The organism is Streptomyces sp. NPDC018833, assembly GCF_044390825.1.
In the GTDB taxonomy this organism is placed as follows: domain Bacteria; phylum Actinomycetota; class Actinomycetes; order Streptomycetales; family Streptomycetaceae; genus Streptomyces.
Genome location: NZ_JBIRZM010000010.1, coordinates 29,881 through 48,281, shown reverse-complemented (window position 1 = coordinate 48,281; position 18,401 = coordinate 29,881). Strand labels below are relative to the sequence as shown.

Here is an 18,401-nt window from a genome sequence, read left to right as displayed (position 1 = left end):
GCCCCCCTGTCAGGAAGGCCGCACCGTGACCCATGCCCTGCACCGCGCCAGCGTCGTCGCCGATGCCCACAACGACCTCCTGATCGCCGCGGCCGCACGGCCGCCGCACCGCTCGGCCGAGTTCTTCCGCCGGCGTTGGCTGCCCCAACTGCGTGACGGGGGCGTCCGATTGCAGGTGCTGCCCGTGTTCATCGGCGATCGGTTCCGCCCCGACGGGGCCCTGCGGGAGACGCTGCGCATGATCGAATGCGCTCATGTCATCGCGGAGGGCAACGCGGACGCGGTACGGCTCTGCCTCGACGGCGCCGACATCGACGCGGCCCTCGGGGAGGACCGGATCGCGCTCGTGCTCGCACTCGAGAGCGCGCCGGGAGTCGATGCCAACGTGGAACTGTTCTCCACCCTGCACCGGCTGGGCGTGCGTATCGCCTCCATCGCGCACTGGGGACGCACTCCGCTGGCCGACGGCAGCGGCGAGGACGCGACCGGCAGCCGCCTCACCGGAGCCGGAGTGGCAGCGCTGGCGCAGATGGAGCGGCGGGGCATCATCTTCGACGTGTCGCATCTGGGCGCGGCGGGCGTCGCCCATGTGCTGGAGCTCGCGACCCGGCCCGTCATGGCCACCCATTCCTCGGCGCGCGCTCTGCGTGACCATCACCGCAACCTCACGGACGAGCAGATACGGGGCATCGCGGCCACCGGCGGCACCGTGTGCGTCAACTTCCTGCCCGAGTTCCTCGCCGCCCACCCAGCGGAGGCCACACTGGACGTGCTGGTCGACCATGTCCTGCACATCACCGACATCGCCGGCGCGGACCGAGTCGGCCTCGGCCCCGACTTCATCCAGGAGGTCAACGACGACATCACGCCGCCCTGTTGCGAGGACAGCTACGAGTACGACTGGGCGCTGCCCGGTCTGGAGGGCCCCCGTGGACTGCCCCTGGTCACCGAGGCGCTGCACGGGCGGGGCGTGCCGGAGGCCACGCTGCGCGCGATCCTCGGCGGCAACCTTCTCGACCTGTTCCGCAAGGAGCTGGGCCGTCCCGCCTGACCGGCTCCCTCGCCCTGCGAACCCAGACCGGCAGGCCGGGACGGCCCCCAGGCGCTTCGGCCCGCTGGCCCTCCGTCCTCCCAGGCGCTCCCACCCTCCGGCCTCCCAGGCTCTTCGGCCCCCGGGCCCCAGGCAGGCAACCAGACCACCCAGTACCCATGGCTCCGGCAGGGACGGGCATGAAGCTGGGCTGTGGGCCCGCTTAAGAAATCCTCGATGGACGCGACGCTCCGAGCTGGGCAGATTGGAGCGCGTCCACTGAGCGGGGCCGTATTTTCGGTATCCGGCCAGTCCCGTCACCATGCCTGGAGCCGCACTGATGAAGGCGCTTGTCAAGCAGCACGCCGAGCCCGGGCTGTGGCTCATGGACGTGCCGGAGCCGGAGACCGGCCCCGGCGATGTGCTCATCAAGGTGCTGCGGACCGGCATCTGCGGCACGGACCTGCACATCAGGTCCTGGGACGGCTGGGCGCAGCAGGCCGTCACGACGCCGCGCATCCTCGGGCACGAGTTCGTCGGGGAGGTCGCGGCCGTCGGCGCCGACGTGGCGGACATCGCCGTCGGCGACGTGGTGAGCGGAGAGGGCCACCTCGTCTGCGGCAAGTGCCGCAACTGCCTGGCAGGCCGGCGCCACCTGTGCCGCAGCACGGTCGGTCTCGGTGTCGGTCGCGACGGCGCTTTCGCCGAGTACGTGGCGCTGCCCGCCTCCAACGTCTGGGTGCACCGCACCAAGGTGGACCTGGACATCGCCGCCATCTTCGACCCGTTCGGCAACGCCGTGCACACCGCGCTGTCCTTCCCGCTCGTCGGCGAGGACGTGCTGATCACGGGCGCGGGTCCGATCGGCATCATGGCCGCCGCCGTCGCCAAGCACGCCGGCGCGCGCAATGTGGTGATCACCGACGTCAGCGAGTCCCGCCTGCAGCTCGCCCGCAAGGTGGGCGCCACCCTCGCGGTGAACGTCTCGCAGACCGGCATCGCCGCCGCCCAGCGGCAGCTGGGTCTCAAGGAGGGCTTCGACATCGGCCTGGAGATGTCCGGCCGCCCCGAGGCGATGCGGGACATGGTCGACAACATGACGCACGGCGGGCGGATCGCGATGCTGGGCCTGCCCGCGCAGGAGTTCGCCGTCGACTGGTCGAAGATCGTGACCTCGATGATCACCATCAAGGGCATCTACGGCCGGGAGATGTTCGAGACCTGGTACGCCATGACGGTGCTCCTGGAGGGCGGCCTCGACCTCAGCCCTGTCATCACCGGCAGCTACGGCTACCAGAACTTCGACGCCGCCTTCGACGAGGCAGCGACCGCCCGCAGCGGCAAGATCATCCTCGACTGGACCGTCTGAGCCCCGATCTCGCACCGCGTCACCGCCTCAAGGAGAACCCTCATGTACGCGTCCGTCCGCGACGAACTCCGCACCACTCTCGACGAGATCCGCAGCGCCGGTCTCTACAAGCCCGAGCGGGTCATCGGCACCCCGCAGAGCGCGTCCGTCGCCGTCACGGCCGGCGGCGCCCCCGGCGACGTGCTCAACTTCTGCGCGAACAACTACCTCGGCCTCGCCGACCACCCCGACGTCGTCGCCGCTGCCAAGGACGCGCTCGACCGCTGGGGCTACGGGATGGCCTCCGTCCGCTTCATCTGCGGAACGCAGGAGATCCACAAGGAGCTCGAGCAGCGCCTGTCGGCGTTCCTCGGCCAGGAGGACACGATCCTCTACTCCTCCTGCTTCGACGCCAACGGCGGAGTGTTCGAGACCCTCCTCGGTCCTGAGGACGCCGTCATCTCCGACGCCCTCAACCACGCCTCCATCATCGACGGCATCCGCCTGTCCAAGGCCCGCCGCCACCGCTACGCCAACCGCGACATGGCCGACCTCGAACTGCAGCTGAAGAAGGCCGTCGAGGGCGGCGCCCGCCGCCGCCTCATCGTCACCGACGGCGTCTTCTCGATGGACGGCTACGTCGCGCCTCTCGCCGAGATCTGCGATCTCGCCGACCGCTACGACGCCATGGTCATGGTCGACGACTCGCACGCCGTCGGCTTCGTCGGCCCCGGCGGCCGCGGCACTCCCGAACTGCACGGCGTCATGGACCGCGTCGACATCATCACCGGCACCCTCGGCAAGGCGCTCGGCGGTGCGTCCGGCGGCTATGTCGCGGCCCGCGCCGAAATCGTCGAGCTGCTGCGCCAGCGCTCCCGCCCCTACCTGTTCTCCAACTCCCTCGCTCCGGTGATTGCCGCCGCCTCGCTCAAGGTCCTGGACCTGCTGGAGTCGGCCGGCGACCTGCGAGAGAAGCTGGCGGCGAACACCAAGCTGTTCCGTACGAAGATGACGGAGGCCGGCTTCGAGATCCTGCCCGGCGACCATGCCATCGCGCCCGTCATGATCGGCGACGCCGCGGAGGCGGGCCGGATGGCCGAGCTGCTGCTCGAGCGCGGCGTCTACGTGATCGGCTTCTCGTACCCCGTCGTGCCCATGGGGCAGGCACGCATCCGGGTCCAGCTGTCCGCCGCACACTCCACCGCGGACGTCGAGCGCGCGGTCGCCGCGTTCACCGACGCCCGCCGGGCCCTGAAGGGCTGACGCCGAAGAGGGCCGTCCAGGCTGGCAAAATGGCCTGGTGATCGACCCCCGGCGGCTGCGCATCCTGCGGGCCGTGGCGGACCACCGTACGGTGACCGCCGCGGCCTCCGCGCTGTACCTCACCCCCTCCGCCGTCTCCCAGCAGCTCAACGCGCTGGAACAGGAGACGGGTCACGCCCTGCTGATCCGCAGCGGCAAGGGCGTGGCCCTGACGGCCGCGGGCGAGATCCTTCTCGCCCACGCCCACGCCGTCCTCGCCCAGCTCGAGCGTGCCGAGGCGGAGCTCGCCGCGTACGCGGGCGGGGCGGCGGGCGAGGTGACCGTCGCCGCGTTCGCCACCGGCATCGCCGAGGTCGTGGCCCCGGCGATAGGGCGCCTGGCCGCGGACCACCCCGGCATCCGTGTGCGCGTGCGCGACGCCGAGGGTGACGAGAGCCTGCCGCTGGTCCTCGACGGAGAGGCCGATCTCGCGGTGGCCGTCGAGTACCGGGGCGCTCCCGGCGCGGACGACCGGAGGCTGGCCAGGGTGCCCCTCTACGCCGAGCCGTTCGACGCGGTGCTGCGCGCCGACCATCCGCTCGCGGCCGGCGACACGGTGGAGCTGGCCCGGTTCGGGGACAGCGACTGGATCGGCCCGTACCCCGGGAACCCGTGCCACGACATGGTGCTGCTCGCCTGCGAACTGGCGGGCTTCCAGCCCCGGCTCGTGCACCTGTCGGACGATTTCCGGGCCGTTGTCGCACTCGCGGGGGCGGGCGCGGGTGTCGCACTCGTACCGCGTTCGGCGCTGCGGGGGATGGAGCTGAGCGACACGGTGGTCAGGGCCGTGTCCGGACCCGCCGCCACGCGCCGCGTCTTCGCCGCCGTACGCCGCGGCGCGGAGAGCCATCCGCTGATCCGCCCGGTCCTCGACGCCCTCGCCCTCACCGCCGGGGGCCTGTCCACCGGCTGACGGGCGTCCTCGCGCACGTCGGCGCCGCGCCCGCACCGATCGCCACGCGCCGCGCCGGATCCGAAGGGGCGGCGCACGCCGCCTCGCCCGTCAGACGGGCCCAGGTGTCGCCTGCGTCGCCGCGGAACGACAGATCGACGCTCCAGCCCCTGACGGTCTGCGTGTCGAGCACCGCCTCGGCGTCCTGCACGCCGTCGCCGGTCAGGGCGGGCGGCCCGAGCCGCAGTCGGCCGCCGGGTGTGTCCGGGTCGGCCAGGACGCGCGAATCGCCGGCGGCGGGGCCGGTCCGCCCTCCCGGCGCGGCCCCGATGACGGCGTGAAAGGTCAGCTGGGCGGTGCGGCCCCGATGACGGCGTGGAAGGTCAGCTGGGCGGTGCGGCCGATGACGTCGGCGGCCTTGCGGGGTTCCTGCACACCGGGCAGTTCGACGACGATGCGCCGCTCCCCGGAGCGGGCGAGGGACGGTTCGGCGACACCGAGACCGTCGACGCGGCGGCGCAGCACTTCAAGCGCGCGGTCGGTGGCGGCCGGGTCGGCACGGACGGGGGGAGTCCTCGGTTTCGAGGATGATGCGGGTGCCACCGCGCCGGTCGAGTCCGAGGCGGGCAGGGGTGGTCAGTCGTACCGCCGAGCGTCACAAAGAGGGAAAAGAGGGACAGGACGCCGAGGAGCACGGGCGACAGGGCTGCCGCGAGGACCCGATGCGTGCGCCCTCGCATCCTCGCCCCCTCAGGTTCCGGTTATCCCACCTTCCCTGTCACGGCCCAGCGTGGGCGACGAGGGCGGGCCCGGGGCGGCGCCCGGCGTGTCCGCCCGTCGGACGGGGGGTGAACGCGTCGTGGACGGCTGCGGCGCACCACGGCCCGATTGGCTTACGATCACGGCGGGCGGCCGCGCTCTGGCGGTCGCCAGCCCCACACCCATGGAGGTCACCGTGTTCGGGACGGCCCGAGGACACCGCACCCACCGAAGCAGCTTCCGCTTCCGCGCCACCGCAGCTGCCGTGGCGGCCGGCGTGATCCTCGCCGGCTGTACTTCTTCCGAGGACGGACCCGGTGAGGCGGCAGGCGGCGTTCCCGTGGTGGAGAAGGGCAAGCTGACCACCTGCACGCACCTGCCCTACCCGCCCTTCCAGTTCGAGCAGAGCGGGAAGGTCGTCGGCTTCGACGTCGCCCTGATCGACCTCGTGGCGAAGAACCTCGGCGTGGAACAGAAGATCCTCGACACCCCGTTCGAGAACTTCAAGACCGGTGCCTTCCTCAACTCCGGCGAATGCGACCTCGCCGCGGCCGGTATGACGATCACCGACGATCGCAAGAAGAACGTGGACTTCTCCGTCCCCTACTTCGATGCCACCCAGGCGCTGCTCGCCACCAAGAAGAGCGGGGTGAAGACGCTCGCCGACGTCAAATCGCAGAAGAAGAAGCTCGGCGCGCAGGCCGAGACGACCGGCGAGAGCTTCGCCAAGAGCCAGGGCTTCGACCCGGTCGCCTTCGAAAGCTCCGACGCCGTCCTCAACGGCCTGCGCACCGGCCAGGTCGACGCGGTCGTCATCGACTACCCGGTCGTTCAGGGCTGGCTGAAGGACAAGGCGAATGCCGCCGAGTTCGTCCTCGGCCAGAACATCGACACCGGAGAGCAGTACGGCTTCTCGGTGAAGAAGGGCAACGACAAGCTGCGCGCCGCGATCGACAAGGCGATCAAGGACGCCCGCGCCGACGGCACGTACGACAAGCTCTACCAGCAGTGGATCGGCCCGCTGCCCAAGGGCCGGTCGTGACCTCACGTCTCACCCGGCGCCAGCGGCGCCGGGTCTCGCAGGGCATCCAGTACGCGGTTTTCGTGGCGGCCCTCGTCGTCATCGGCCTGCTCGCCGACTGGGACCGTCTGCAGAACCAGTTCGCGCAGAAGGACCTCGCCAGGGAACTGTTCCCGAACATCATCACCACCGCACTGCGCAACACGGTGGTGTACACCCTGTCCGGCTTCGTCTTCGGCCTGGTCCTCGGCCTGGTCATCGCGCTGATGCGGCTCTCGTCCGTGGCCCCCTACCGGTGGGTGGCGAGCGTCTACATCGAGATCTTCCGCGGGCTGCCCGCGCTGCTGATCTTCATTTTCGTCGGTGTCGCGGTACCGCTAGCCTTCCCGGGCACGGAGATCCCGGGCGGCACGTACGGGAAGGTTGCCCTCGGCCTCGGCCTGGTCGCCGCCGCCTACATGGCGGAGACCATCCGGGCCGGCATCCAGGCCGTGCCCAAGGGCCAGATGGAGGCGGCCCGTTCCCTGGGCTTCTCGCACGCCAGGGCCATGGTCTCGGTGATCATCCCGCAGGCTTTCCGCATCGTGATCCCGCCGCTGACGAACGAACTGGTGCTGCTGTTCAAGGACTCGTCCCTCGTCCTGTTCCTCGGCGTCACACTGAATGAGCGCGAGCTGACGAAGTTCGGCAGGGACCTGGCGAGCCAGACGGCCAACTCCACGCCGATCCTGGTCGCCGGCCTGTGCTATCTGCTGGTGACCGTGCCGCTGAGTTTCGTGGTGCGCCGCCTCGAAGCCCGCGCCGAAAAGGCCAAGTGAGGAACGGATGCCCAAGAAGACGGCACAGTCGGAAACTGGGAGCATGAGCGGCGGCACGGGCCGTCCCGAGATCGAGATCCGGGGCCTTTACAAGTCCTTCGGCGACAACCAGGTCCTGCGCGGCATCGACCTCGACATCGCCGCGGGCGAGGTGGTCTGCGTCATCGGGCCCTCGGGGTCCGGGAAGTCGACGTTGCTGCGCTGTGTGAACCTTCTGGAGGAGCCGACCGATGGCCAGGTGTTCGTCGGCGGCACCGAGGTCACCGACCTCGACGTCGACATCGACGCCGTACGCCGCCGGATCGGCATGGTCTTCCAGCAGTTCAACCTGTTCCCGCACGTGAACGTGACGGAGAACCTCACCCTGCCGCAGCGGCGCGTGCTGCGCCGGGACAAGGCGAAGGCCGCCGAGGTGGCCCTGCGGAACCTGGAGCGGGTCGGGCTCGCGGACAAGGCCGACGCGTATCCCGCGCAGTTGTCCGGCGGTCAGCAGCAGCGGGTGGCGATCGCCCGTGCCCTGGTCATGGACCCCGAGGTCATGCTCTTCGACGAGCCGACCTCGGCGCTCGACCCGGAACTGGTGGGCGACGTCCTCGCGGTGATGCGTCAGCTGGCCGCCGAGGGCATGACCATGATGGTCGTCACGCACGAGATGAGCTTCGCCCGGGAGGTCGCCGACCGGGTGGTGTTCATGGACGGCGGAGTGATCGTCGAACAGGGGCCGGCGGAGCAGGTCGTCGGTGCCCCCCGGCACGAGCGCACCCGCAACTTCCTGATGCGACTCCTCGACCCGGCCGCGGCCGAACAGCCCGGCACCGGCGGCGCGGCGGAAGGCCCGGACAAGGAGAGCTGAGGTCCGGCACGCTGCCGGAAGGCGTCGCGGGACGGCTGATGCCCGGTCCCCCCTGTGGTCGCCCCGGACGGAGACGTCGGACGAGGCCGGCCATGAAGCCGGTCAGCCCCGGCCGGGAGGGGGATGCCCGGCCGGGGCCTTCGCAGTGGTCCGTTCGCCCGGTCAGTTCCGGGGGCACTCCTTCCACGCCAGGTGGTAGATCGTGCTGATGTCACCGTCCGTCGAGTCCATGGTCATGTAGCTCGTGGCCGACGGGGCCGAGGCGCCCGCGCTGACGCGGAGTTCGGTGTTGATGTTGAAGTTCCGCTGCACCCCGCACGGTGCCCACACAAGCTGTGCCCAGTCCGTCTCGTCGGTGGCCTGCCAGTTGTCGTCGTACGGGCCCTGGAACGTGTGCGTACGCGCAGCGGTGTTCGGCGAGCCCTGGAAGTAGTACGAGGCCTTCTCCGTTCCGCTCGCGCCGGGCTGCAGCGAGGCGTAGCCGCGGTAGTCGGCGCTGGCGACGGCGTAGGTGAAGCCCTGCGGGACGTGGACGATGAGGTTGAGCTGGCAGTTCTTGCGCGACGCGGTGGGCGAGGAACCCCCGCCCACCTGGGCGAGGTATTCGCTGTACGTCACGGTGAAGGCGGTGTTGTCCTCGGAGACGGCGACGGCGGCGGTGCCCAGGGGGCATCCGGAGCCGTTCACCGTCGCGACATCGATGACGATCTTGTCGGGCGGTGGGTCGCTGATCCCCGACGGGCTGTGCTGCGCGGGCAACGCGGAGGCGAACAGAGCGGCGACCGCTCCACTCACCAGCAGACCGGCGTTCATGGTTCTCCCATCCATTGCTTCGGTGCCGGGCACCGGGCGCGGGTGAGCGCCTGGCGCGAGGTGGGGGGTGCGGCCGGCCGTGGTGCGGGCCGGCCGTCACGGACCAGTTGCGTGGGATCGATCTGTGCAGGAACGGGTCGAACGACGGCATGCGACTGCGACGTTGAAGGGTCATGCACATGACAGTCGCCATGCCTGCGGCTGCACGGTCGCTGAGGACCGGGAGTGGTCGAATGGTACAAACCAATAGCGCATTCGGCCAGGGCGACGACCGGCCATTAACGGCGCGCGGAACGGCCCGTTCATGGCCTGGTTGCGACCATGCCAGGATGAGTCTGCTGCCTGAAGGCTGGCCCCGCTGCCCGCTGCCCCGCTCCGCCGGACCGCACGCGGCCGGCCCGTGGCGCTCATCGGCGCGTGCCACACCCACCCTGTTGGGCCGGGGCGACGAGTCCTGTGCCTGGTGCGGCCGCTGCCGTTAGGCTGATCAGCGATGTTCACCGCACACGGGCCATCCCTGAAAGAGCTCGCCGTCCAGGCGTTGTCCTCGACGCAGCGCGGCTACGACCTGCTCGCGCCGAAGTTCGACCTGACGCCCTTCCGGACCCCTGACCAGGTCCTCGACTCCGTGGCGAAGGCCCTGCGGCCGCTGGGCCCGTTCTCCGCAGGGCTGGACATCTGCTGCGGTACCGGCGCGGGCGTCGGCATGCTGCGCGACCTGTGCACCGACCGCGTCACCGGCGTCGACTTCAGCGCCGGCATGCTCGCCACCGCCCGCGCCACGGTCCCCGCCGGCGGGCCGCCTGCCGTCTCCTGGGTGCGGGCGGACGCGCGGGCCCTGCCCTTCGACGGCGACTTCGACCTGGCCGTCAGCTTCGGCGCCTTCGGTCACTTCCTGCCCGAGGAACGGCCCCTGCTGTTCGCTCAGGCCCACGCCGCCCTGCGGCCCGGCGGCCGGTTCGCTTTCCCGGTGCTCGCCCCGCCGGGGCCGGAGACCTGGCTCTACTGGGCGCTGCTCGGCTTCGACGTCGCCATGCGGGTGCGCAACGCCGTGTGGCGCCCCCGGTTCATCATGTACTACCGCACCTTCCCGCTCTCCGGAGTGCGCGCCGACCTCGAACGAGCCGGGTTCTCGGTGGAGTTGAGGCCGCTCGCCGACCTGGGACAACTGCCCGGCGGCGCGCCGCGCGCCCGGCTCGTGGTCGCGCGGCGCGACTGAACGGGCGAGCCGGGACCGAGCCCGCCTCCCGCCCGCCCGGGCGGTGCGTCAGGTGAGGGTGTGCACCCGTTGCGAGGTCAGCTCGTAGCGCGCGCCGACGACGGCCAGTGCGCCGGTGGAGATCCTGGCCGCGAGGTCGGGCTCCCCGGCCAGCAGTCGGCTGACCATGGCGACATTGCGGTCGATCGTGGAATCTATCCGTGCCTGCCCCTGCTGACTGTGGTCGATGGCCGGGCGTATGCGATCGGCTATGTACTGGATGTGGGCGGGCAGTTCCTCGCCCGTCTCCTCGGCCCGCACCGCCGCGGTCACCGCCCCGCAGGACTGGTGCCCGAGCACCATGACCAGGGGTATGTCCAGCTCCAGGACGCCGTACGCCACGCTGCCGAGCACCGCCTCGTCCAGCACCTCGCCCGCGGAGCGCACCGTCATCAGGTCGCCCAGCCCCTGGTCGAAGACAAGCTCCGGCGGCACCCGGGAGTCGATGCATCCGAGGATCAGGGCGAAGGGGTGCTGCCCGCGGACCATGGTCTCGCGCAGGGCCTGCGTCTCGTGCGGATGCTGCTGGTGGAAGGTGCGCCACCTGCGGTTGCCCGCAGCCAGCTGACGCAGGGCGGTGGCCGGAGTGCCGGGGCGCGTGCGCGCCGGTGCGTGCGCGGTGAGGGAGGTCGCGGAGGCCGGCACGGCTCCGAGAGCGAGGCCGCTTGTGGCGATGGCTCCGCCGGCGACGGCTGCGCGGAGCAGGGCGCGGCGGCTCTTGCGCACCGATGTGTTCATCTGTGGAATGACTGTCACGCACGTGAACGTAAAGCGCCCGCAGCCTCAAGAGCGCCCATCACCCAGTTCTTTGCGCCTGTTTGGACAAAGCTTGGCCAGGGATGGAAGCCGCGCCGAGAAGGCGTTCGCGTACATGAACCCGGCGCGCGATCGCCCGCTTGGTATGACCTCGTTGACGATCCGGTGTCACACCAGGGGCTTCACCGACATCAGCAGATGACGGTGCGCAGCGTTCCGGTCCGTGTCGTCCGCCGACGCCAGGCCGGTCAGCAGGGCTCTCTGCCCCGGGCCCAGCAGATCGAAGCGGACCACGGGCGCGTCGAAGGACGACAACGCGTCCACGAGGTACGCCGGGTTGAACGCGACCGTCATCTCCGACGCACCCTCCAGCGTCGACGGCAGCCGCTGCGAGGCCACATCGTCCTCGTACCCGGCCCGCAGCTGCACCGAGCCGCCGGTGAAGTCCAGCTGAAGAGGGCTGTCGCCGTCGGCGACGACAGCGACCCGCTTCACCGCCTCCAGCAGCGGCTCGCGATCCGTCACCGCGACAGCAGCGGATATCAGGGCGAACAGCTTGTCGCGACGCGGCAGTTGCCCCTCCAGCAGACGCGTCGTGATCCGCATGCCTCCGTTCTCGAAGCCGATCGTGCCTGCGTCGAGCGCGATCCGGACCATCCCCGAGCGGGCCAGGGAGCTCGCGATGTCCATGAGCCTGCGCGCCGACACGACGGCATCGCCGGACGCGTCCGGTGTCTGCGGCTTCCAGCCGAGCGTGCGCACCGCATACCGGTACCGGTCGGTCGCGGCCAACGTCATCGACTCGCCGTCGAAGGCCACCCGGATGCCCGTGAGCACCGGCAGCGCGTCATCACGGCCTGCCGCGACCGCCACATGCCCCACCGCCGCGGCGAACACCTCGGCGTCGACCACGCCGCGGAGATCCGGCAGCGGAGGAAGGGCGGGAAAGTCGTCGAACGGCAGCACCGAAAGACCGAACCGCGCGCCGTCACTCACCACCGAGAACCGCGACCCGTCGACCGAGCACTCCACCGTGCCCGCGGGCAGCACCTTGCAGATGTCCACCAGCCGGCGCCCCATCACCAACACCCGGCCCGGCCGCACCACGTCCGCCTCGATCTCGATGCGCGCGGCCGCCTCGTAGTCCAGCCCCGAGATGCGCAGCCTCCCGGAGTCCGCGTCCAGGAGGAGGCCGCCGAGCACGGGCACCGGTGAGCGGACGGGCAGTACACGGGCCGCCCAGGCGACCGCTTCGGCCAGCTCACCGCGTACGATCCGGAACTCCATACGATCCCCTTTTCTGCGACGGCAGTCGCGATGTCGGCGGCGCCGGCGATGTTCGCGATGCTTCGAAGCTATCCGTCACTACTGACAACGCCCTTGTCACAGGCACCTGGCAGGATCTTGTGAACGAGGAGGCCGAACGGGCTCCAGCAGGTACGGGGAGGGGGGTGTCATGAACGACACGGAGCACGGCGGTCCGGTCGTAGCGGCGGATGCCCGGACGGCGGGTGAGCACCCGCCGTCCGGGCAGCGGGCGAGATGGCCGCGCCGGGCGCTGTGGGCGCTGCTCGCCGTGCCCCTGGCCGTGTGCGGGTCCGTGGTCGCGTGGTTTGTGTGGGCCATTGGCTCGTTCATGGTCAGCGACGATCCGTTCGGCACGCGTTCGGAGATCAGCTGCTCGACCGCGATGGAGTTCGCCCACGGCACCCTCCCGGAGAAGAGCACCGACGAGGACTGCACCATCGACCAGTGGATGGACGACGTGGTCCGCGGAACGTTCCGGATGCCGCGCGCCGATGTGGACGAGTGGCTGAAGTCGGCCTTCCCGGACGCTCGGCCCAAGGAGCACTGCGCCGAGGACGTCTGCATCGAATTCGGCGAGAGCGACGATCCCGCGTGGCCGTTCACTGAAGCGACGCCCTCCGCCACGGCCCCCACCGCCTCGGCCGCCGGTGCCGGGACCCCCGCAGGTGAGACTCCCGCAGCCGCAGCCACCCCCACTGCCTCAGCCACTCCCACCGCCTCAGCCACCGGTACCGGCGCCGGCGCCGCCGAGGCGGCCACCGGCGCCGACGTCGTCCGGCTGACCGTGCGCTACGAGAACGGCACCACGGCGCTCGTCACCCTCGAGGCCTTCGATGTCTGAGTCGCACTCTGCAATGCACCCGCTGCGGCGCATCCGTCGCCTCCGCCGCGGTGGAAGCCGGTGCGCGGACACCCCCGCCCCCACGCGGGCACGGGGCCGGCTTGTCGCCGCGTGCGCCGTCGTCACCGCGCTCCTGCTCACCTTCCACCAGGCCGTCCCGAACACCCCTGGACGGCTCGGCAGTCTGCTGGAGACGTTTCTGCCCTGGCTCGGCGTCCTCGTGCCGGTGCTGCTGGTCCCCGCACTGCTGCGGAGGTCGTTGACCGCCCTCGTCGCCCTGCTGCTGCCGGCGGTGGCCTGGCTCGCCCAGTTCGGCTCGCTCCTGCTGCCCGCCGGCGACGGGCCCCACGACATCGTCGCGGTGCAGCACAACGTCAGTGATGTGAACGCCGACCCGGCAGGCACCGCACAGGCGCTGCTGCGGGCGCGCGCCGACATCCTGGCCCTGGAGGAACTGACCCCCGACGCGCTGCCCGTGTACGCGCGGGCACTCGCGGCCCGCTACCCCCACCATGCGGTCGTGGGCAGCGTGGGCCTGTGGTCGGTCCATCCCCTCAAGAACGTACGGCCCGTTGACATCAGGCCCCGCGACATCGGCCCGGGATGGAACAGGGGGCTGCGATCCACCGCGCTGACGCCCACGGGCGAGGTCGCCGTCTACGTGGCCCATCTGCCCTCGGTGCGGCTCGGTGTGCCGCACGGCCTGAGCTCCGGCCGGCGGGACGAGAGCGCCGCGCTCCTGGGGGCGGCGATCGCTGCCGAACAGGCGGAGCGTGTGGTCCTGCTCGGCGACCTCAACGCCACCGTCGACGACCGCGGCCTCGATCCCGTGAGCTCTCAACTGGACGTCGCGGGGCCAGGCATGGCGTTCAGCTGGCCCGCGGCTTTCCCCCTGGCCCGGATCGACCAGATCATGGCCCGGTCCGCGACCGTCGTCGATGTCCGATCGCTGCCCGCGACCGGCAGCGACCACCTGCCCGTCGCCGCCCGCATCAGGCTCTGACGGCGGCGGCATCCCCGCGCGCCGGGTCGGTGAGCCGGTCGGCCAGCAGTGCCACCGCCTCCGACCCCGCCCTCGTTCCGCCGTGCACCGCCTCGATCCGGTGGACCATGCGCGGCACCGTCACCGCGACGCCCACCACGTCGCAGGCCTCCTCCAGCACCGAGGCCGGCAGCAGCGCGAGGCCGTGACCGGCGGCGACCAGGGTGACCAGACTCCGTACGTCGGTCCCCTCGTACCGCAGCGACACAGGGAAGCCGTCGTACCCGCAGACGGTTCTCAGCCGGTCCTGCCCGACCGTGATTTCCGGAGCGTCGATCCATCGTGCGTCGCCGAGGTCGGCGAGCCGGACACCGTCCCGGCCGGCCAGCGGATGCCCGATGGGCAGCGCGACGGCCGGCGGTTCCTCGGCCACACCGATCGTCGTGAGCGGACCTGCTTCGGGCAGGTGGAGGGGGTCACTGGGCGCGGCCGGGCCGGCGACCAGCGCGAGGTCCAGCTCACCGGTGGCGACCCCCCGTACGACGGCGGACTGCCCGACGACGCGCAGGGAGACCGCCAGCCCCGGCTGCTCCCGGCGCACGTCGGCCAGCGCACCGCTCAGACGCGACGACATGGCCAGCGGGGTGACGCCGACGGCGAGCCGGCCCGTCGTCGCCGACAGCAGCCGGGCGATGTCGGCGCGTGCGGCATCAAGCCGCAGCAGCAGCGGCCCGGCGTGCTCCAGCAGACGTGTACCCGCCTCCGTGGGCGCGACGGGACGGCGCAGCAGCAGCGTGGCGCCCAAGTCGTGCTCCAGCGCGGCGATGTGCTGCGACACCGCGGACTGGGTGTAGCCCAATTCGCGTGCCGCGGCCGAGAACGAGCCGACGCCGGCCACGGTGACGAAGGTGCGCAGCAGATGCGGATCCATGGTCCATCAGTATCGCTGATGGAAAGGTCACGAATCATCGTTGGTGCTGAACATGTCGGTCGGGCCAGGATGCTCGTATGTCTTCGTCACACCCCACCTTGTCGCCCCGTCTCGCCCTCGTCGGCGACCGCTCGCCCGGCGTCCACGCCCACGCACGCATCCCCGCGCTGCTCACGGCGCTCGCCGAGCGGGACCAACTCGCCCTGGATGCCTACTGGATCGCCACTCCCGACGCCGGACAACCCGACGCGCTCACCGGATTCGATGCCGTGTGGCTTGTCCCGGGAAGCCCGTACGCCAGCGAGGCGGGCGCGGTCGCCGCGGTGCGCACCGCCCGCGAGCGGGGCATCCCGTTCCTGGGAACGTGCGGAGGGTTCCAGCACGCGGTCCTCGAGTACGCCCGGTCCGTCTGCGCGCTCGGCGAGGCCACCCACGCGGAGAACGGACCCGGCGCCGAGGACGCCGTAATCGTCCCCCTGGCCTGCTCGCTGGTGGGGCGCGAGGGCGCGGTCGAGGTGGAGCGAGGCTCGCTGGCCGAACGGGTCCTCGGTGCCGAGCGGACCGTGGAGCGCTACCACTGCTCGTACGGCACCAACCCGGCGTACCTCGATGTGCTGCGGGAACACGGCCTGCGCTTCAGCGGGTGGGACGGGACCGGTGACGTTCGCATCGCCGAACTGCCAGGCCATCCCTTCTTCCTTGCCACGCTGTTCCAGCCCGAACTCGCCGGCGACGGGACGCGCCCGCACCCCGTCGTACGCGCCCTCGCCTTCGCGGCCGCGGAGCACGCCCGGCGCGGGACCGGATGACCGTAGTCGTCCCGTCGCGCGCCGGGCGTGTGTTCGGCGTGCGATCCGCGGTGTGTTCGGGGCTAGGGTGGACGCTGGAGGTGATCCGCGTGGCCAACGAGCAGGCGGAGCTGTTCGCGGCGGTGGACGCGCTGCTGGAACAGGCGGCGGCACAGGACACGCTGCCCGCACCCGCGGAGCGTAAGCGTCTTCGCGAGGCCGCCGGGGTCAGCCAGGAGCAGGTCGCCCGGGCGCTCAAGGTGCGGCGGGAAACCGTGACGAGCTGGGAAGCAGGCCGGACGGAGCCGCGCCCCCCGAAGCGCGCGGCCTACGCCCGGCTCCTGGAGGGCCTCGCCGCCCACCACCCGCCCCGGCCCGCGCCTGAGCCCGACGCTGCGCCGGACCCGCTGCCCGAATCCGGAGCAGCCCCGGCCGCGGCCCTCCCGGAGCAGGCCGTCCCAGAGCAGGCCACCACGTCCGCCGCGCCCTCCGCGCCTGAGCCCGACGCTGCGCCGGACCCGCCGCCCGAATCCGGAGCAGCCCTGGCCGCGGCCCTCCCGGAGCAGGCCGTCCCAGAGCAGGCCACCACGTCCGCCGCGCCCTCCGCGCCGGAGCAGGCCGCTGCCGCCACCCCGCCCGCACCGGCCCCCGCCACCTCCCCAGGGCCGGAAGTGGGCTCCGTCGAGGGCACGGTCGCCGCGGCCGATGCGACCCCCGGCCTGTCCCCGGCCGACGCCCCGGAACCCGCGATGTCCCCGGCCGACGCCCCGGAACCCGCGATGTCCCCGGCCGACGCCCCCGCCGGCGTACCCGGGGCCGTCCCTCACCGCGGCGGCCGGAGCGCCGCCCACGCGCCCGCCACCACCCCCGATCGCGGGGGTCGGCGGTCCCCCGGACGCCCCGGCCTGGCCGCCGCGCGGGACCGTGCGCAGAAGCGGTCCGTCGAACCTCACGTACCTGCCGTCGATCCGCGGTTCGCCGACGGGCCGCTCGCCGTGCTCGACGGTGACGGCCACGCCCACTGCGTGGGGGGCCTGATCCTCGACTGCCCCGCCGCCGACGTGCCGGCCCTCGTCGAGTGGGTGCTCGGTGAGACGCGGCTCGGCGCGCCCCGGCTGAACCGCAACGGCAAGGACGCCGACCCGCTGATCGTGCTGACCGAGGCCGCCGCCGTGCGCCTCGGCCTGCCGGCCGTGCTGGAGGACCGCCGCTCGCTGCGGCTCCCGGACGACCACCCGGCCGTGCGCCGACTTGCGCGCGCCAAGTGGCGGCTGACCAAGCGGGGCTTCGGTCCCTGGCCGCGCATCTACCGTCCTGCCCAGGCTGGGCAGCGCAGGTGTGTTCAGCTCGCGGTCCTGCCGTGGGGCGCGCTCGACACCCGTACGTGGGGCGACGCCGCCACCTTGCCGCCGCCCGAACTGGCCCGCGTCCTCGGCACGTATGCCGCGCGTGTCCTGACCCCGCGTGGGTCGGCCGCCGTCTCCGGGCTGGAGCTGATGACCGCGCTGCGGCCGCCGACCCGCGCGGTGCAGGACCCCGGCACCGGCGCCTGGACGTCCGGCCCGGTGCCGGGATCGCTCACCGAGCCCGTGGACCCCGCGCCGCCGGAGGCCCCGGACGAGCACCCCGTCGTCTCCTCGCTGTATCCGCGGGGCCACCTGCGGACTCCCGACGAGGTCCTCGACGAGGAGGCGTTCGAGTGGACGCGGGACGCCGAGCTCCTCACGGACGCCGAGTGCGCGAAGGCGTACGCGGTCGGCATCGACGTCAACACCGCGTTCCTGGCGGCCGCCAACCGCCTGGCCGTCGGCCTGGGGGAGGCCGTCCATGTGCGCGCGCCCGTGTTCGACAAGTCGGTTCCGGGCTGCTGGCTGGTCGACCTGTCCGGGATCGAGATCGATCCGCGGCTGCCGAACCCGTTCACCCCGGGCGGCGTCCGTCCCGACGGTCCCGCCTGGTACGCGACGCCGACCGTCGCCTACGCCCGTGAACTCGTCGACACCTACCGCTTGCCCGTCACGATCGCGCCGGTCGAGGCGTGGGTCCGCACCGCGAGCGCACCGTATCTCGATCCCTGGTACAAGCGCCTGAGTGAGGCGTACAAGGCCACGATGGCCGACCTCGGGGTGGAATCGGGCATGAGCGAGCCGGACTTCCTCGCCGCGATGGAGGCGCACCGGCAGAGCGACCCGGCCGTCGCCGCCGTGCTCACGGCGATCAAGGCAACGGTCAAGGGCGGCATCGGCAAGCTCCGGGAACGGCCCCAGGGCACGTCCTACCGGCCGGGGGAGCCGTGGCCGGCGCTGTCCCGGCCGACCTGGCGGCCCGACATCCGCGCCGCGGTCATCGCCACGGCCCGGGTCAACATGCACCGCAAGCTCCTCCGGACCGCACTGGCCACGCAGCGCGAGCCCGCTCCGGTGGGGCATCTGAGGCTCGGCGAGGACGCGTTGTGCGCGATCGCCCTGCTGTCGGACGGCGCCGTCTACCTCTCGGACGGGCCGAGCCCGCTGGACTTCCTGCCGTACACGGCCGACGGCCGGCCGGCACCGGGCGCGTTCCGCCTCGGCGTGAGCCCGGGGATGGTCAAGCACGAGGGGACGCAGTCCATGATGTGGGCGGTGCAGTTGCTCGACCAGGGCCTCAACCCCGCCCGGCACATCAAGGGTTCGAGCGCCTCGGACGACGGAGAGTAGGAGCA

Annotated in this window: 16 protein-coding genes and 1 pseudogene; 12 read left to right on the top strand and 5 right to left on the bottom strand. The window is 71.9% G+C overall.

The annotated features are described in order from the left end of the window. The first annotated feature begins 25 nt into the window (after positions 1-25). The 4 genes from ACH5AF_RS20745 (at position 26) to ACH5AF_RS20730 (ending at position 4,593) form a co-directional block, all read left to right on the top strand. Complete coding sequence (locus ACH5AF_RS20745) at positions 26-1,051, top strand: dipeptidase (protein WP_398903087.1); 1,026 nt, start codon at positions 26-28, stop codon at positions 1,049-1,051. A 319-nt stretch (positions 1,052-1,370) separates the two neighbouring features. Further along, positions 1,371-2,399: an L-threonine 3-dehydrogenase gene (gene tdh / locus ACH5AF_RS20740; RefSeq protein ID WP_398903086.1), complete on the top strand. Its 1,029-nt coding sequence runs from the start codon at positions 1,371-1,373 to the stop codon at positions 2,397-2,399. 42 nt (positions 2,400-2,441) lie between these two features. Then, positions 2,442-3,641 carry a glycine C-acetyltransferase gene (locus tag ACH5AF_RS20735; RefSeq protein WP_398903085.1) on the top strand — a complete coding sequence of 400 codons (1,200 nt, stop codon included), beginning with the start codon at positions 2,442-2,444 and terminating at the stop codon, positions 3,639-3,641. A gap of 37 nt (positions 3,642-3,678) precedes the next feature. Beyond that, positions 3,679-4,593 carry a LysR substrate-binding domain-containing protein gene (locus tag ACH5AF_RS20730; protein WP_398903084.1) on the top strand — a complete coding sequence of 305 codons (915 nt, stop codon included), beginning with the start codon at positions 3,679-3,681 and terminating at the stop codon, positions 4,591-4,593. Between the two features lie 37 nt (positions 4,594-4,630). Here ACH5AF_RS20730 and ACH5AF_RS20725 read toward each other — a convergent pair. Next, positions 4,631-5,212: pseudogene (locus ACH5AF_RS20725) on the bottom strand (SecDF P1 head subdomain-containing protein); the annotation flags it as partial. A 303-nt stretch (positions 5,213-5,515) separates the two neighbouring features. Between ACH5AF_RS20725 and ACH5AF_RS20720 the strand changes: the two are divergent. Genes ACH5AF_RS20720 through ACH5AF_RS20710 form a run of 3 tightly spaced genes read left to right on the top strand, consistent with a single transcriptional unit; the run spans position 5,516 to position 8,023 of the window. Continuing rightward, positions 5,516-6,373 carry an ABC transporter substrate-binding protein gene (locus ACH5AF_RS20720; protein ID WP_398903083.1) on the top strand — a complete coding sequence of 286 codons (858 nt, stop codon included), beginning with the start codon at positions 5,516-5,518 and terminating at the stop codon, positions 6,371-6,373. Then, positions 6,340-7,170 (top strand): amino acid ABC transporter permease, encoded by an 831-nt coding sequence (locus ACH5AF_RS20715; protein WP_398903082.1) that lies wholly within the window; start codon positions 6,340-6,342, stop codon positions 7,168-7,170. The genes ACH5AF_RS20720 and ACH5AF_RS20715 overlap by 34 nt, the downstream gene beginning before the upstream one ends. A gap of 43 nt (positions 7,171-7,213) precedes the next feature. Beyond that, positions 7,214-8,023, top strand: a complete 810-nt coding sequence (locus tag ACH5AF_RS20710) for an amino acid ABC transporter ATP-binding protein (protein WP_398903081.1) — start codon at positions 7,214-7,216, stop codon at positions 8,021-8,023. Between the two features lie 162 nt (positions 8,024-8,185). Here ACH5AF_RS20710 and ACH5AF_RS20705 read toward each other — a convergent pair whose 3' ends face one another. Then, on the bottom strand, positions 8,186-8,836 hold the full coding sequence (locus ACH5AF_RS20705) for a DUF4360 domain-containing protein (protein ID WP_398903080.1): 651 nt from the start codon (positions 8,834-8,836) through the stop codon (positions 8,186-8,188). Positions 8,837-9,329: 493 nt separating this feature from the next. Between ACH5AF_RS20705 and ACH5AF_RS20700 the strand changes: the two genes are divergently transcribed. Next, the gene (locus tag ACH5AF_RS20700; RefSeq protein ID WP_398903079.1) at positions 9,330-10,055 is read left to right on the top strand and encodes a class I SAM-dependent methyltransferase; all 726 of its coding nucleotides are present in this window, start codon (positions 9,330-9,332) and stop codon (positions 10,053-10,055) included. Positions 10,056-10,103: 48 nt separating this feature from the next. Here the strand turns inward: ACH5AF_RS20700 and ACH5AF_RS20695 are convergent, their stop codons facing one another. Together ACH5AF_RS20695 and dnaN are read right to left on the bottom strand one after the other, a co-directional pair. Further along, a complete protein-coding gene (locus ACH5AF_RS20695; RefSeq protein WP_398903276.1) occupies positions 10,104-10,832 on the bottom strand; it encodes a carbonic anhydrase in 729 nt (242 codons plus the stop codon). A 186-nt stretch (positions 10,833-11,018) separates the two neighbouring features. Continuing rightward, positions 11,019-12,137: a DNA polymerase III subunit beta gene (dnaN, locus tag ACH5AF_RS20690; RefSeq protein WP_398903078.1), complete on the bottom strand. Its 1,119-nt coding sequence runs from the start codon at positions 12,135-12,137 to the stop codon at positions 11,019-11,021. A 169-nt stretch (positions 12,138-12,306) separates the two neighbouring features. On the opposite strand from dnaN, the gene ACH5AF_RS20685 reads away from it, so the two are divergent. Both ACH5AF_RS20685 and ACH5AF_RS20680 read left to right on the top strand, forming a co-directional pair. Beyond that, positions 12,307-12,999 (top strand): hypothetical protein, encoded by a 693-nt coding sequence (locus ACH5AF_RS20685; RefSeq protein WP_398903077.1) that lies wholly within the window; start codon positions 12,307-12,309, stop codon positions 12,997-12,999. Beyond that, positions 12,992-14,002 carry an endonuclease/exonuclease/phosphatase family protein gene (locus tag ACH5AF_RS20680; RefSeq protein WP_398903076.1) on the top strand — a complete coding sequence of 337 codons (1,011 nt, stop codon included), beginning with the start codon at positions 12,992-12,994 and terminating at the stop codon, positions 14,000-14,002. Before ACH5AF_RS20685 ends, ACH5AF_RS20680 begins: the two co-directional genes overlap by 8 nt. On the opposite strand, the gene ACH5AF_RS20675 is transcribed toward ACH5AF_RS20680, so the two are convergent. Continuing rightward, positions 13,992-14,912, bottom strand: a complete 921-nt coding sequence (locus tag ACH5AF_RS20675; RefSeq protein WP_398903075.1) for a LysR family transcriptional regulator — start codon at positions 14,910-14,912, stop codon at positions 13,992-13,994. The genes ACH5AF_RS20680 and ACH5AF_RS20675 overlap by 11 nt on opposite strands. 77 nt (positions 14,913-14,989) lie before the next feature. Here ACH5AF_RS20675 and ACH5AF_RS20670 point away from each other — a divergent pair, with 77 nt between their 5' ends. Both ACH5AF_RS20670 and tap read left to right on the top strand, forming a co-directional pair. Further along, on the top strand, positions 14,990-15,721 hold the full coding sequence (locus ACH5AF_RS20670; protein ID WP_398903074.1) for a hypothetical protein: 732 nt from the start codon (positions 14,990-14,992) through the stop codon (positions 15,719-15,721). Between the two features lie 89 nt (positions 15,722-15,810). Then, positions 15,811-18,396, top strand: coding sequence for a telomere-associated protein Tap (tap, locus tag ACH5AF_RS20665; protein ID WP_398903073.1), 2,586 nt, complete (start codon positions 15,811-15,813; stop codon positions 18,394-18,396). Positions 18,397-18,401 lie beyond the last annotated feature (5 nt).

What these genes read in the sequence shown, in the direction of transcription:
- tdh (WP_398903086.1), top strand. Translation starts at nt 1,371, where the DNA reads ATGAAGGCGCTTGTCAAGCAGCACGCCGAGCCCGGGCTGTGGCTCATG.
- ACH5AF_RS20735 (WP_398903085.1), top strand. Translation starts at nt 2,442, where the DNA reads ATGTACGCGTCCGTCCGCGACGAACTCCGCACCACTCTCGACGAGATC.
- ACH5AF_RS20720 (WP_398903083.1), top strand. Translation starts at nt 5,516, where the DNA reads ATGGAGGTCACCGTGTTCGGGACGGCCCGAGGACACCGCACCCACCGA.
- ACH5AF_RS20710 (WP_398903081.1), top strand. Translation starts at nt 7,214, where the DNA reads ATGAGCGGCGGCACGGGCCGTCCCGAGATCGAGATCCGGGGCCTTTAC.
- ACH5AF_RS20705 (WP_398903080.1), bottom strand. Translation starts at nt 8,836, where the DNA reads ATGAACGCCGGTCTGCTGGTGAGTGGAGCGGTCGCCGCTCTGTTCGCC.
- ACH5AF_RS20700 (WP_398903079.1), top strand. Translation starts at nt 9,330, where the DNA reads ATGTTCACCGCACACGGGCCATCCCTGAAAGAGCTCGCCGTCCAGGCG.
- ACH5AF_RS20695 (WP_398903276.1), bottom strand. Translation starts at nt 10,832, where the DNA reads ATGAACACATCGGTGCGCAAGAGCCGCCGCGCCCTGCTCCGCGCAGCC.
- dnaN (WP_398903078.1), bottom strand. Translation starts at nt 12,137, where the DNA reads ATGGAGTTCCGGATCGTACGCGGTGAGCTGGCCGAAGCGGTCGCCTGG.
- ACH5AF_RS20685 (WP_398903077.1), top strand. Translation starts at nt 12,307, where the DNA reads ATGAACGACACGGAGCACGGCGGTCCGGTCGTAGCGGCGGATGCCCGG.
- ACH5AF_RS20680 (WP_398903076.1), top strand. Translation starts at nt 12,992, where the DNA reads ATGTCTGAGTCGCACTCTGCAATGCACCCGCTGCGGCGCATCCGTCGC.
- ACH5AF_RS20675 (WP_398903075.1), bottom strand. Translation starts at nt 14,912, where the DNA reads ATGGATCCGCATCTGCTGCGCACCTTCGTCACCGTGGCCGGCGTCGGC.
- ACH5AF_RS20670 (WP_398903074.1), top strand. Translation starts at nt 14,990, where the DNA reads ATGTCTTCGTCACACCCCACCTTGTCGCCCCGTCTCGCCCTCGTCGGC.